Source organism: Streptomyces griseomycini (assembly GCF_014203535.1).
GTDB lineage: Bacteria > Actinomycetota > Actinomycetes > Streptomycetales > Streptomycetaceae > Streptomyces > Streptomyces griseomycini.
This window is the reverse complement of the sequence record NZ_JACHJI010000005.1, coordinates 448,738-461,686: the sequence shown is the minus strand read 5'-3', so window position 1 is coordinate 461,686 and position 12,949 is coordinate 448,738. Positions and strand designations below refer to the sequence as shown.

Here is a 12,949-nt window from a genome sequence, read left to right as displayed (position 1 = left end):
CACGGCTGCCGGGACTGAGCCGGGCCGGGGTGGAGGCCGACCGGTGGATCGCCTTCAAGCCGCACTTCGGGACCGGGAGCTTCTCCTGCCCTCCGGACACCGAGGGCGCCCCCGAGAAGGGCGGCGCCGAGGGGCGGATCGGCAACTTCCGCCACAACCACTTCCTTCCCGTCCTCGAGGTCGCCGACCGGGCGGTGAAGGACCGGATGGCCTACCGCGGCCTCCTCGCCGAACTGTTGATGGCCGAGTGCGACGACCGGGCCCGACGCCGCTCGGAACGGCGGACCAAGGCAGCAGGCTTCCCTCGGGAGAAGGCCCTGCGGGCGTTCGACTTCGACGCGCGCCCCAGCATCGGCCTCGCCACCGTCCACGCGCTCGCCGACTGCGAATGGATCAAAAAGAGCCAGTCGCTCCGCCTGATCGGCGGCTCGGGCACCGGCCACCGGTGCGGGCGCTTTCAGCCGCGGCGGGCTCTGGCGGCCCTGCATCGCACGCGTCCCTGCCGTGCCGTGAGCGCTCGTGGTGACGGCCCAGCCGCGTCAGGTTCCGGCCGTCACCGGGATCGCCTCGCCGCCGAGATTGAACGATGATGGCCCCGCGCACGTAGTGAGTGCGCGAGAGGCGTGAGCCGCCCGACGAGCGCGAGGAGAAGTGATGGCCGGTCGTGGCCCGCTCCGCGCCGTGCGGGTGGCTGTTTTCAGTCTGGTGTGCGTGCTGCTCGCGGCCACCGGTCACGGCATGGCCGGTGGCCATCGACCGTCCCTGGCCCTGCTCGCGCTCGGCGGCACGGCTGTCGCCCTCACGGCGGGGCGCCTCGCCGGCCGCGAGCGCACCCTCGGCCAGATCGCGGGCGCGGTCACGGTCACGCAAGGCGCGCTGCACCTGCTGTTCGCGTTCGCCGGCCCCGCTCACCCCCGTGCCCTGCCCTACGCGCAGCAAGGGCGGCACGCCGAACCGGCTGTGCACACAGCGCACATACCGCATACGGGGCATCACGGCTCCGAGGTCGTGGCAGGAGCCGCCGGGGCAGGGGCGGAACCCGTGGGCATGGTCGTGGCCGCCGCCCATCTCAGCCCGCTCATGCTGCTCGCGCACCTGGTCGCCGGGCTCGGTGCCGCCTGGTGGCTGCGCCAGGGAGAGGCCCTGGTGTGGCGGCTGTGCCGAGTGCTGGGCACACCTCTGTCCGCGGTCCTGCACGCCCTGGTCCTGTTGCGGCGGTGGTCGCGGTACCGGGCGGAGCTCTCGCACCGTGGTGCCCCGCCGGGCTTCCGGGCGGAGCGCGAGGCGCCGTGCCGCACCCGGGTGCTGAGGCACGCGCTCGCCCGGCGCGGGCCGCCCGTTCTGTTCACCCGCTGATCCGGCCGAGTCGAGGGAGTCGACGGACCTCTCGCCCGGCCGGTGTTTCCACCGCCCGTGTCCCGGGGCCATCCGGCCGCACGCGGCGGCCTCCACCCGCACGCCGCGCATCCGTCCCGCCCGCTCACCGCGGTGCCGACGGTGTACGGCGCGTGCCCTACCGGCAGCGAACAGAACTCCGGCCCCTCCGTACGGGCCGGCACGACTCCAGGAGCCGACCCGCTCATGAGCACCACCTCCAACGCCCCCACCGACGGGACCCCACCCGCCGGCTCCCCGGACCGGGTGCCGACACCCGCTCCCTCCGGTGAAGCCACGTCCACCGCGGTCGCCGCCGGGGCCGCACCGGCCGGGAACGGCGGGGCCACGGGCCGCCGTACCCGTTCCGGCTGGTGGCCTCTGCTGACCCGGCTGCACTTCTACGCCGGCGTCCTGGTCGCCCCCTTCCTGCTCGTCGCGGCGCTGACCGGGCTGGCGTACACCGCCGTACCGCAGCTCGACCGGCTCGTCTACAGCGAGCAGTTGCGGGTGGAGAAGGTGGGTGACGCGGCGAAGCCGCTCACCGAGCAGGTGGCGGCCGCCCGCAAGGCCCACCCCGAGGGCGGTATCGCCTCGGTCGTCCCGCCCGAGGCGCCGGACCACACCACCAAGGTCGTGCTGTCCGTGCCCGAGCTCGCCGAGCAGGACAAGCAGCGCACCGTCTACGTCGATCCCTACACCGGCGAGGTGCGCGGCGCCCTGACCACGTGGGCCGGTTCGACACCCCTGGCCACCTGGCTGGACGACCTGCACCGCCATCTCCACCTCGGCGAGACGGGCCGCCTGTACTCCGAACTCGCCGCCAGCTGGCTGTGGGTGCTGGTCCTGGGCGGTCTCCTGCTGTGGTTCGGACGCCGCCGCACCTACACGGGCAGCGCCAGGAGGAACACCGTGCTGCCGGAACGCGGGGCGCGGGGCGTGCGTCGCAGCCGCAGTCTGCACGCGATCACCGGGGTGTGGATCTCGGTCGGCCTGCTCGTCCTCAGTGCCACCGGGCTGACCTGGTCGGCGCACGCCGGTGAGCGCTTCACCGAGCTGCGCACCTCCCTGAGCGCTTACCCGTCCGAGCTGGACACCTCGGCGTCCGGAGCGTCCGGTGCGGACGGCTCCTCCGGGCACGACCACTCCGGCGGGCACGAAGCCGCCGCGTCGGGCGGCCTGCCGGCGGGGCTCACCGTGGACCAGGTCCTGGAGAAGGCCCGCGCAGCGGGACTCGACGGCCCGGTGGAGGTCAGCACGCCCGCCGACGACAAGAGCACCTGGACGGTCGTCCAGACCGACGGAGTGTGGCCCGTCCGCCTGGACCAGGCGGCCGTCGACCCGCACAGCGGCGAGATCACCGCGCGGGTCGACTGGGCCGACCACCCGGTGCTCGCCAAGCTCAGCACCCTCGGGGTCCGTGCCCACATGGGCACCCTGTTCGGCCTGGCGAACCAGGTCGTCCTCGCGGTCATCGCGCTCGGCCTGACCGTCGGAATCGTGCTCGGCTACCGGACGTGGTGGCAACGCCGGCCCACTCGTGGAGACCGCCGTGCCCAGGTGGGCCGCGCGCCCGCCCGCGGCGCGTGGCGGCATCTGCCCTGGCCCTCCCTGGCCGTGGCCGTGCCGCTGATCGTCGCGGTCGGCTGGGCGTTCCCCCTGCTGGGCTGGTCCCTGCTGGCCTTCCTGGTCCTCGACGCTCTGCTCGGGCTGCTCCACCGGAGGCGTGCGGGCCGCCCTGCCGTGCACGCCTGACCTCACGGCAGGGTCCTCGTCGGTCCGGCTCGGGGCAACGGTCGCGGTCGGTACTGGCGGCGTACCCCTTGCGGGACCCCTGGGGTCTTATTGCACACTAGTCGCAATAAGACCCCAGTTGCAGGAAGAGGAGAGATCCCGTGAACGCTCCGTCGGCGCCCGCCGTGCGCGTGCTGAGCGGCGTGGACGTCCTCGCCCACGCCGACGCGCTGCGCTCGGTCTACGTCGACGCCTTCTGCGCACCGCCCTGGAACGAGGACGAGAACAAGGCCGCCGAGTTCGCCGAGCGCCTCCCCCATGACGCGCGGCGCCCCGGGTACACCGCCGCACTGGCCGTCACCGGCCGGGACGTGCTCGGCTTCGCCAGCGGGTGGACCACTCTCCCGCCCTTCCCCACGGACCGCTGCTATCCGCAGGCCGCCGCGGGACTCGGCGCCCGGCGGACCGAGGACTGGCTGTGTGGCGCCTTCGAGGTGGACGAACTCGTCGTCCGGCCCGGCGCGCACGGCAGCGGGCTCGCCGGAGAGCTGCTGGACGCGGTCACCGCGGGCGCCCCCGAGGGCCGCTCCTGGCTGCTCACCTCCGTCCGGGCGCCCCGGGCGATGGCCTTCTACCACCGCCAGGGCTGGACCCAGGCCACCCGCCCCTCCCCCGACGGCAAGGGCATCGTCGTCTTCCTCGGCCCGCGCCATCCCGCACGTGGCCGCGAGCCGCTGCCGCTCTGAGCCGTGGCGGTCCGCGCCGCTCAGGACGCCGTACGTCGGCGCGGTGGGGTGGAGGTGCACAGGTCGAGGATCTCCGGCCGGGTGCGGCACCGGGGCCGCCCGCCCGGACCCGGGCGGCGGTGTCCTCCGTCGCGTCCGGGGCGTCCACCGGGCCGGACCGCACCGGCCGGGCTCCGGCCGTCCGCCCCGTGGACGAGGGCTGCACGACGACCACGCCTGCCTGGTCGCACACGTCCAGGCAGGCGTGGTCGACGCCGGTCACCTTCGACGTACCGCAGCAGCGGTCCCGGCACACGACGATCCGACACGGCACACCACCGACCGGTCGCACAGCCGCCTCCGTGCCGGACGCCTCGTCGTCCGTTGGCTCGGACACGCCGAAACACCCCTCTCTCCGGAGAGATCCGCCCCGGCGTCCTCCGGGGAGGCGACGACGTGAGTCTCCCGGCTCTCGGGCCACAGCCCGTCCCGGCCTTCCCGTCCTTCGCAGGGCAGTGGCCCGTTCGGGATCCGCTCACCGATCACAGTGGCGGGACCGCGCCGGACTCGCACCGGCTTCCTCGGACCGTCGTCGCCCTGTCGCCGGCCGTCATCCCGTCAGCCGGTCCCCGCCCTCGGGTGCCCGTGCCGGCCTTCCCCGGCCGGCGGCGGAGGATCACTCGGGCTCGTGTGAGCGTGCGGACTCGTCGCGGACGGCTCGGCCGGGCGTTCCCGGCCACCGTCATGGCCGGACGCCACGAGGACGAGCCCCACCCCGACGGCTCCGGCGGCCACCCGACCGGCGGCCCGAGGGACGGTGCTGTGGTCGTGGGGTTCCGCCGCCACTACTGCCCGGCGGTACGTGTGGTGAGGTCCTCGTCCGTGATGGGACGGACCACCCGGCAAGGGGCCCCGACCGCGACGGTCATCGGGGGAATGCTGCGGCTGACGACGCTGCCGGCGCCGATGACCGACCCGTATCCGATACGAACGCCGGGCAGGACCACCGCGTTGCTGCCGATCCACGCCTTGTCCTCGATCACGATCGGTTCCGAGAACCGTCCGAAGTCGGCGCGTCGTGAGGGATGGACCGGGTGCCCCGTCGTGGTCAGCGTCACACTCGGCGCGATCATGACACCGCTGCCTATGCGTATGTCCACGTCGTCGACGAACGCGAGGTTCACGTTCCCGAAGAAGTCGTCACCGATGTGAACATTGCTGCCGAAACCGGCATGGAACGGCGGCAACAGCACCGTGCGTTCACCGACCGAGCCGAAGATCGCGACGAGCAGCGATCGACGCTTCTCCGTCTCGCCCGGTGGCGTGTGGTTGTACTCGAAGATCTGCTCGGTGCGGCGCCGCGGGCCCTGGAAGGCCGCTTCCGACTCGGTGTAGACAAGCCCCTTGGCGATCCGGGCCAGAACTTCTTCCTCATGAGCATGCGGCACAGCGGAACGCTCCCTTCGTCCGAGCCCTCGGGCGCAGGCCCGGCACGCCCCCGGTTGACCGCGCGCCTCCAGAGCCTACGTGCACCACGAAGAGACAGTGATCCGTTTCGGACCGCGGATCGCGGTCCCCACTCGGTGCGGGGACGGGGCGAGGGAGGTCCGTCCGGTGAACGCCCCTGTCCACGCTCGGTGATGGCGGAGCGCCATGAGGGTGGCTGACCTTTGTGTGATGGATGTCGACGAGCTTGTGCAGACGGTGTTCCCGGGTCCGTCCCCGCCGGCCGTGGAGGACGTGGCCGACGAGGGTGAGCGGTTCGCGGTGCGGGCCCGGACGCCGCCGGCCACCGCGGTCCGCCCGGTGTGCGGGGCCTCGTCGGGACAGGCGCACGGCTGTCACCGGCGGACGGTGGCCGACGTTCCGGTCGACGGGCGGCGGGTGGTGGTCCGTGTACGTCGCGCCGCCCGGGCAGGCGTTCCTGCTGCCGCCTCGGCTGGTGAGGTCGCCGGCCTCGTCGAGCAGTACAGCCACGAGGCCTTGCGCGCCCCGGCGGAGTCGGCGTCCCGCTCACGGCCCTCCCCGAGCGGGCGACGCGTTCGACCCACCGGGCAGAGCAGTGCCTTGTGTCCGCAGAGGCCGTGTGCGGGTGACTCCGTGTGGCGATCGAGCAGGCGTGTCGCTGCGGACCGCTTTCGCGACGCGGGCAGCCGGAGGTGTCGCATTCCGAGACCGCCATGTGACGCGGGCCACTTCCCGGGTTCTCGGGGTCGAGCACCCACGATCATGACCGGCATGGACTCTCGTTTCGTTGGCATCACCGAGCTGGTCGAAGCCCCGTCCGTGGCGGTCGTGGTCGACGTCATGCGTGCTTTCACGGTGGCCGCCTGGGCCTTCGCCCAGGGGGCGGAGAAGATCGTTCTCGCTGAGTCGCTGGACGAGGCCCTGGCGCTGAAGGCTCGCCACCCGGATTGGGCGGCACTCAAGGACGGGCCGCCCGCGCCCGGGTTCGACATGGTCAACTCGCCGGGTCTGCTGCGGTCCGTCGACCTTCGCGGACGGACCGTCGTGCAGAAGACCACGGCGGGGACGGTCGGCGCCCTCGCGGTCAAGGAGGCGTCGCTGGTGCTGTGCGCCGGCTTCGTGGTGGCGGAGGCCACGGCTCGGCTCCTGCGGGCGCGCGGGAGTGACGGTGTCACGTTCGTGGTCACCGGCGAGGACGGGCGGGCCGAGGAAGACCTGGCGTGTGCCCGGTACATCGCCCGGAGGGTCACCGGGGCCGGGACGGACGCCGCCGGGTTCCTCCGCCGCGCCGCCGGGTCGCGCGCCGCCGCCGAGCTGGCGGAGGGCGTGCGTCAAGGAGCCCATCCCGACGACGTCGCGCTCTGTCTCGAGCTCGACCGGTTCCCCTTCGCCATGGTGGCGACCTCGGAGGACTCGCTCATGGTCCTCCGTCCGCACGCCGTGCCTTCACTGGCCGACGATGCCCCGATCTGATCGCTGGGTCCCGCTCTCACTGTGCGAGGGTCAGCGCTCAGCCGGGTGTGCGGCATCAGCTGCCTGCCCTGATGGCGGTGGTTCGGGGTGGCGGTGGCCGGCTGACCTCGACTGTGCCGACAGCGGCTTCGCGGAGCCGGATGGCTTCTTCGCGCTGGGCGGCGATCCGGGCCGGGGCCCGACCACGGAAGTCGGCGAGTTCTTCGATCGTCTGTTCCGATCGGGTCAGCCGTTCCCGGAGCCTGGCGTTCTCTGCCTTGAGCCGGGTGATCCGGGCCTCGCGGGGGCCGGGATCCCGGTGCCTGGGACGCCGCCAGACCGGTAGGCAATTTCCAGGAACAACGTGTGCCCCAGCATCCACGAGTTGACAGGCCCCTCGGTAATCGGCACCAGGCCAAGCCGTCGGCCGGGTTCGGAGTTGATACCCCCGACGCGCTCCCACCGCAGCTCCGCCTCCCCGGACTGCCGGGTCGTGGTCAGCGTCCACGCCGCCACCGGCACCGCGTCCTGTCCGTTGCACCGGATCGGCACCTGCACCGCCTGCGGACGCCCCTGCCCAGCCCTCGGAGCAGCCGCAGACAGCGCAGGACCTCACGAGGAACTACCAGTTGGAGCGCATCCTCGACGCCGCCTGCCGGCCGCCTGTCCGCGCGGCCTCTCGCTGATCGTTTCAAAAGGACGGGCGTGCGGCGCGACGTCACTCACGGTCGGGGCGGCGGTTGAGGACTTCGTCCCACACGCTGCCGCCGTCAGCCCAGATCCAGAGCCAGCGTCGCAGTGATGAGAACGCATGTCGCAGGCCGTTGTGAGGGTTTTCGCCCCATGCGGGCTCCCAGCCGTCAGCGTCGTAGAGCAGCACCGGGTTGTCGACCGCAGTCAGGGAGAGGTGCCACTCCATCGTGCAGCCGCCGTACGCGAGGGGGAGCCAAGACGGCGGCACGCTCCGCGTCCGGTTGCGTTCGTAGACGCTGACCACGCACGGCCAGTGGCTCACGTGCCTCGCTGCGTGGTTGCCTTCGGTCAGGGAGGCGAGCCCGCTGTCGGGGCCGAATCCTCCGTTGGCGACCTCGGTGTAGACACGCCGGAGCAGTTCGGGCAGAGGTCGTCCGATTCGCCGCTCAGCGTCCTCTGCCTCAGCCAGGGTGATCGGAGGGAACAACGGTCCCCGGGGAGTGTCCGCGTAGTAGGCGGTCACCTCCTCGGTCCACGCCTTCAGCTGAACCGTTCCGTCACTGCAGTACGACACGATGTCGTCCCGGGCCTGGTCCAACCGCTCGCTGCCGTAACGCTCGGCTATCCATGCAGTGGGAACGTCCGCCGTGTCGAAGCGCCGACCCGGGTCCCACGCGCGGGCCCGCAGCTTCTCGATCAACACGTCGTCGTCCGTCTCCGCCGTCCGGGATCCGGGGAGGGGCTCGCGGTGGGGCGGGACCGGCATGTTGGGCGAAGGGAAGGTCATGCGCCGGGAGCTTAATGCCGGACTTCGACCGCGTGTCGAAGCCGTCGGAGGCCGATGACGCCGCAGGCGAGTCCGGGCAGGCCCTGGTGGAGGCCGGCCCGCTGCTCGTAGCGAACACGGAGTCGTTCGAACTGGTGGAGCCGGGCGAAGGTCCGCCCGACGACCCACCTGGTGCTTCCCGGTCCGGATCCGTCGGGGGGCTCCTCGACGGGCGACGAGGGGCTTGACGCCCCGGCGCCACGGCACGCGGCGGTACTTGTCGACGTCGGACCCGCGGTCGGCGTACAGCCGCTCGGGCCCTCGGCGGGGTCGGCCGCGCAGACCCCGGATCGGCGGTAGCGCGTCCGGCAGGGGGATCAACCGGGTGACGTCGTGCCGGTTGCCGCCGGTGCCGGAGACGGCCAGCGGTGTGCCGTGCCGGTCGACGATCAGGTGGTGTTCGGAGCCGGGTCGGCCTCGGTCGACCGGTGATGGGCCGACATGAGCCCCCCTTCGAGCGTCCCGATGTGGAAGCCGTCGATCGCTGCGCCGTCCATCTCCAGCAGGCCGGCCTCGCGCAGCTCGGTCAGCAGTGCAGCGTGCAGCCGGGGCCAGATACCGGCCTCCGTCCAGTCACGAGGTCCGCGCCAGGCGGTCACTCCCGAACAACCCACCGGCGAGGCGGGGACGTCCCTCCGGGCGACGCCCTTGCGGAGCACCTGGATGATCCCGGCCAACGCGGTTCGGTCGGGCACCCGGCGTCGGCCGGGGTGCCGGTGCCTGCGCTCCGGGAGCGGTGGAAGCAGCGGGGCTACGCGCTCCCACAGGCCGTCGGAGACAAGATCATCGGACGCCCCCTTGGACCCCGCTTGCGACGATCGCCGAACACCGGCCTCATTCGGAAAGGATTCCTTGTCGTCTGGGTGAACACCGATCAGACCGACTCGTCGACAGCCGCTTGGGGAGGGTGTGGTCCTGGGCCTGGCCGTCGCGGGCCGACGGCGGCGCCGACTGTGACGAGCAGGGCGCCGGTGACGTCGGCGGGGCCTGCCTGGCCGAGGCCGAGCGCGACGGTGGCGAGCAGTGCGCCCACCGGCACGAGACCGGCGAAGAGGCCCACGCGGTCGGCGCCCAGGCGGCGCAGTGCGTCGTACTTCTCGCGGGAGCTCAGGACCGCTGCCGGAACGGGGCGAGCGTGGCGCGCACGAGGTCGGCGGCTCCCCAGTCGGGGTCGAACTGGGCGATCACGGCCAGGTGTTGACGTAGCTGGAGGATCGGCATCCGTTCGCGCCAGTCGCGGTCGAGCCCGGTCAGCTCGGCGTACAGCTCGAAGAACACAGCCGCCTCGGGCGGCGGCGCGGTCGTCCATAGGTGGGCCAGGTCGACCTCGGCCCATGTGTACGACACGGCAGGGTCGATCAGCGCGGGCCGCCCGCCGGGGGCGGCCATGACGTTGAGTGCCCACAGGTCGCCGTGCGTCAGGCACGCGGGCCTGACCGGCAGCAGCTCGGGCAGCCGGTCGCACAGCCGCTCCAGCGCCGCCCGGTCCGCGGCGTCGAGCGCCTCCTGGACACGGCGCTCGCCGAGCCAGCGCAGCAGGCGGTGCTGGGCGAAGAACTCGAACCCGTCGTCGGCCCAGGTGTTGACCTGCCGGCGACGGCCCAGCCAGTTGTCCCGGTGCCACCCGAACCGGGGGTACCGCGTGGTGGTGTGCAGGTGGGCGAGCACATGCGCGAGCTGCTCCCAGAAGGCCTCGGTGTCCGGCCGGGGCTGCAGCACGGACAGCACGAGCAGGTCGCGGTCCGCGAGGACGATCTCGGGCGTGGCGATGCCGCCCGCCTCGCGCAACGCGGTGAGCCCTTCGGCCTCTGCTGCGAAGGCGTCGTCCGACGGTGGCTCGCCGAACGCCTTGACGAACACCGACGTGCCGTCAATGCGGCGCGCGAGGCCCGCGGTCGCGGCGAGGCCTCCAGTGGTCGGCTCGATCGCGACGACGTCGGTCAGGCCGGCCGCGTGGAGTCGTTCGAGCAGGAAGGACGTCGCCTCTGTCACGGGTGTGCTCCTCTCTGTTGGTCCCGCATCATGGCATCAGGGGTGAGCCCACGACGGCTCATTCACCGGGCCGGTCGGACCGCACACCCTCAACACCGCTCTTTCCGCCGCCTGTCCGCGCGTGGCGTCGCGGGGGTCGGGGAGCCTTCGACCTGCTGCAGGACCTGAAGGCGTCGCCCGGATTCGGCGCGGAGGCGTGCGCAGGGGCGGGTGCCGTAGAACACCGATCAGACCAACTCGTGAACCCCGGCACGGGGTTGTTGTGGTCCCAGGCCGACTGCGACGCCGACTGCGACGAGCAGGGCGCCGGTGACGTCGGCGGGGCCTGCCTGGCCGAGGCCGAGCGCGACGGTGGTGAGCAGTGCGCCCACCGGCACGAGACCGGCGAAGAGGCCCGCGCGGTCGGCGCCGAGGCGGCGCAGTGCGTCGTACCAGAGGAAGAAGGCGGCAGCGGTGACGATCGCTCCCAGGTAGCCGAAGGCGGCCGCTTGGCCGGGTGTGGGCAGTCGCAGGGAGGCCGTACCGTCCAGGGCGAGGCCCGCCGCCAGGAGCATGGGTACGGACAGAGCGGCGGGATAGGCTGCGACCCTCAGGGGGCCGAGTTTGGGCAGGAGCGGGACGGCCAGCAGGGAGAAGGCCACCTCGCCGGCGAGTGCGCCGAGGGACAGGAGGAGGCCCCTCACGCTGCCCGAGCCGAGGCCGGCGGCGACGGCCGTGCCGAGTGCCACCACGATTGCGGCGCCGACGGTGCGGGGCGCAGGGCGCCGGCGTTCCGTCAACGGCCCCACGAGGGCAAGCACGAGAGGGACTGCTCCGACCACAGCGGCGATCATGGCGGGCCCGGCGTGCCGGGTGGCTTCGACGAGGAAGACGTTGAACCCCGCCAGTCCGGTGGCGGCCAGCGCGATCAGCAGCAGAGCGTCACGTGCGGTCAGGCGCACGCGGGGCAGGCGCCGGTGGCCCACGACGGCCAGCAGGATCACCGCGGCGAGCGCGTAGCGCAAGGCTTGTCCTGCGAAGACCGGGTAGTCGGCGATGGTGGCGGAGACCGCGGTCGAGGTGCCGACGAGCAGCATCGCCGAGGCGGCGCCGACAGGGGCGGTGGAGGCTCTCATGCGGCGTGCCCCGGCGACGTCGAGGGGGCGGCCGAGGCGGCAAGGACCTTGCGGGTGACGCGTTCGGCGATGGCCGCGACCAGGGTCCGGGGGCGGCGGGGTGTCAGGTGTGCGGCCAGGGCGTTGCCGAGGCCGGGGGCGACATAGCCGCGGTCGCGCTCCAGCGCGCGCAGCGCGGCGCGCACGACGGGCTCCGCGGTGGTCATGGAGCCGGTGACGGCCGCCCGGCGGGTGCCGATGGTGTCGAAGAAGGCGGTCTCGACCGGGCCGGGGCACAGGGTGAGCACGCGGATGCCACGCCGGCGGTACTCCTGACGCAGGGCGAGGCCGAAGTTCAGCACGAAGGCCTTGGCCGCACCGTAGACGGCGAAGTACGGGGCGGGCTGGAAGGCGGCGTTGGACGCGACGTTGACCACCGCCCCGCGGCCGTGCTCCAGCATGCCGGGCAGGAGTTCGTGGGTGAGGTCGACGAGGGCGACGACATTGACCATCAACTGGTCGTGGTCGCGGTCCCCGGAGATCTCCTCGAAGCGGCCGCAGGTACCGAACCCGGCGTTGTTGACCAACAGGTCGACGTTCAGACCGCGGGCGGTCAACCGGTCGGCGATGCGGCGGGCCGCGTCCGGCTCGGCGAGGTCCTGGACCAGCACATGCGCGCGGACGCCGTGCTCGGCGATCAGGCGCTCGGCAAGGGCGGCGAGCCGGTCTCCGGAGCGCGCCACCAGGATCACATCGTGTCCCTGGGCGGCGAGCTGCGCGGCGAACTCCGCGCCGAGGCCGGAAGACGCTCCGGTGATGAGGGCGGTGCTGTTCACGAGTTTCTCCTTCAGCCGAGGACAACTGGGGGAAGTATGTATCAACACTTCGATGAACCGCAACAGCGATGATGCAGTTAAGGGCAACACCGCATCACGGATGTATGATGTTCCCGGACAAGCGGTCCAACAGGAGGCGTGATGGGTGAGACGGCAGGACGATCACTGCGGGCGGACGCGGAACGCAGCGTGCGCGCGATCCTCGAAGCGGCCGAGCGGGTGCTCGCCGAAGAACCCGGCGCTTCCATGGAGCAGATCGCCGCGGCCGCGGGAGTGGCCCGCACGACGATCCACCGGCGGTTCGCCAACCGGCAGGCACTGATCGAGGCGTTGGCGTCATCCGCCGCCCGTCAGCTCGCCCGGGCAGTGGAGGACGGCAGGCCGGACACCGCGCCGCCGCTGGTGGCGATGCACCGGATCACGGCCAACGTGCTGCAGGTCAAAAGCGCCTGGGCGTTCGCCCTGGAGCTGCCGGCCGACCCGGACAGCGAGGCCGCCGCCCTCCACCAGGACATCGCCCGCAGGTGCATCGCCGTGCTGAAGCGGGCCCAGGACGACAAGCTCATCGACGGAGCGGCCGACCTCGACTGGGTGCGCCGGGTCTACTACGCGCTCCTCGGGGAATCCCTGCGCGGCAACGCGGACGACGCCGACCCGGACACCCTGGCCACCCGCATCATCGACACCCTGCTGCACGGCGCCGGCCCACGCGCCTGAGCCGAGGGCTGCGGTCAGGAGTTGCAGTCAACCCAGGCG

General features: G+C 72.6%; 10 protein-coding genes, 4 pseudogenes and 1 riboswitch. Of the genes and pseudogenes, 7 read left to right on the top strand and 7 right to left on the bottom strand.

Annotated elements, in window-relative coordinates; all coding sequences use genetic code 11:
* Nucleotides 1–176 precede the first annotated feature (176 nt).
* From FHS37_RS16670 to FHS37_RS16655, 4 genes and pseudogenes are all read left to right on the top strand, one after another.
* A pseudogene (locus FHS37_RS16670) lies at nt 177–440 on the top strand (ATP-binding protein); the annotation flags it as partial.
* Nucleotides 441–654: 214 nt separating this feature from the next.
* Nucleotides 655–1,356 (top strand): hypothetical protein, encoded by a 702-nt coding sequence (locus tag FHS37_RS16665; RefSeq protein WP_184821850.1) that lies wholly within the window; start codon nt 655–657, stop codon nt 1,354–1,356.
* 225 nt (nt 1,357–1,581) lie between these two features.
* Nucleotides 1,582–3,129, top strand: coding sequence for a PepSY-associated TM helix domain-containing protein (locus tag FHS37_RS16660; protein WP_184821848.1), 1,548 nt, complete (start codon nt 1,582–1,584; stop codon nt 3,127–3,129).
* A 140-nt stretch (nt 3,130–3,269) separates the two neighbouring features.
* On the top strand, nt 3,270–3,854 hold the full coding sequence (locus FHS37_RS16655) for a GNAT family N-acetyltransferase (RefSeq protein ID WP_229890010.1): 585 nt from the start codon (nt 3,270–3,272) through the stop codon (nt 3,852–3,854).
* 20 nt (nt 3,855–3,874) lie between these two features.
* Here the strand turns inward: FHS37_RS16655 and FHS37_RS39465 are convergent.
* Together FHS37_RS39465 and FHS37_RS16650 are read right to left on the bottom strand one after the other, a co-directional pair.
* Nucleotides 3,875–4,185 (bottom strand): annotated as a pseudogene (locus tag FHS37_RS39465) ((2Fe-2S) ferredoxin domain-containing protein).
* A 107-nt stretch (nt 4,186–4,292) separates the two neighbouring features.
* Nucleotides 4,293–4,415, bottom strand: a riboswitch (cobalamin riboswitch).
* Between the two features lie 263 nt (nt 4,416–4,678).
* Entirely contained in the window at nt 4,679–5,281 is a 603-nt protein-coding gene (locus tag FHS37_RS16650; protein WP_184821846.1) for a sugar O-acetyltransferase, read from the bottom strand.
* 229 nt (nt 5,282–5,510) lie between these two features.
* Here FHS37_RS16650 and FHS37_RS39460 point away from each other — a divergent pair.
* Nucleotides 5,511–5,742 (top strand): annotated as a pseudogene (locus FHS37_RS39460) (ISL3 family transposase); the annotation flags it as partial.
* A gap of 329 nt (nt 5,743–6,071) precedes the next feature.
* Nucleotides 6,072–6,773 (top strand): 2-phosphosulfolactate phosphatase, encoded by a 702-nt coding sequence (locus tag FHS37_RS16645; RefSeq protein ID WP_184821844.1) that lies wholly within the window; start codon nt 6,072–6,074, stop codon nt 6,771–6,773.
* A 697-nt stretch (nt 6,774–7,470) separates the two neighbouring features.
* Here the strand turns inward: FHS37_RS16645 and FHS37_RS16640 are convergent.
* The 5 genes and pseudogenes from FHS37_RS16640 to FHS37_RS16620 all read right to left on the bottom strand — a co-directional run bounded on the left by FHS37_RS16640 (nt 7,471) and on the right by FHS37_RS16620 (nt 12,193).
* Entirely contained in the window at nt 7,471–8,232 is a 762-nt protein-coding gene (locus FHS37_RS16640; protein WP_245005511.1) for an SMI1/KNR4 family protein, read from the bottom strand.
* Between the two features lie 11 nt (nt 8,233–8,243).
* A pseudogene (locus FHS37_RS16635) lies at nt 8,244–9,038 on the bottom strand (IS5 family transposase).
* Nucleotides 9,039–9,378: 340 nt separating this feature from the next.
* Nucleotides 9,379–10,263, bottom strand: a complete 885-nt coding sequence (locus FHS37_RS16630; RefSeq protein WP_184821842.1) for a fructosamine kinase family protein — start codon at nt 10,261–10,263, stop codon at nt 9,379–9,381.
* 227 nt (nt 10,264–10,490) lie between these two features.
* Nucleotides 10,491–11,378, bottom strand: a complete 888-nt coding sequence (locus FHS37_RS16625; protein ID WP_221499859.1) for a DMT family transporter — start codon at nt 11,376–11,378, stop codon at nt 10,491–10,493.
* A complete protein-coding gene (locus FHS37_RS16620; protein WP_184821840.1) occupies nt 11,375–12,193 on the bottom strand; it encodes an SDR family NAD(P)-dependent oxidoreductase in 819 nt (272 codons plus the stop codon). Before FHS37_RS16620 ends, FHS37_RS16625 begins: the two co-directional genes overlap by 4 nt.
* Before the next feature lie 141 nt (nt 12,194–12,334).
* Here FHS37_RS16620 and FHS37_RS16615 point away from each other — a divergent pair, with 141 nt between their 5' ends.
* Nucleotides 12,335–12,910 carry a TetR/AcrR family transcriptional regulator gene (locus tag FHS37_RS16615; RefSeq protein ID WP_221499858.1) on the top strand — a complete coding sequence of 192 codons (576 nt, stop codon included), beginning with the start codon at nt 12,335–12,337 and terminating at the stop codon, nt 12,908–12,910.
* The last annotated feature ends 39 nt before the right edge of the window (nt 12,911–12,949 follow it).

Excerpts from the sequence above, each read along its gene's own strand:
- FHS37_RS16665 (WP_184821850.1), top strand. The coding sequence starts at position 655 with ATGGCCGGTCGTGGCCCGCTCCGCGCCGTGCGGGTGGCTGTTTTCAGT.
- FHS37_RS16660 (WP_184821848.1), top strand. The coding sequence starts at position 1,582 with ATGAGCACCACCTCCAACGCCCCCACCGACGGGACCCCACCCGCCGGC.
- FHS37_RS16645 (WP_184821844.1), top strand. The coding sequence starts at position 6,072 with ATGGACTCTCGTTTCGTTGGCATCACCGAGCTGGTCGAAGCCCCGTCC.
- FHS37_RS16640 (WP_245005511.1), bottom strand. The coding sequence starts at position 8,232 with ATGACCTTCCCTTCGCCCAACATGCCGGTCCCGCCCCACCGCGAGCCC.
- FHS37_RS16625 (WP_221499859.1), bottom strand. The coding sequence starts at position 11,378 with ATGAGAGCCTCCACCGCCCCTGTCGGCGCCGCCTCGGCGATGCTGCTC.
- FHS37_RS16615 (WP_221499858.1), top strand. The coding sequence starts at position 12,335 with ATGGGTGAGACGGCAGGACGATCACTGCGGGCGGACGCGGAACGCAGC.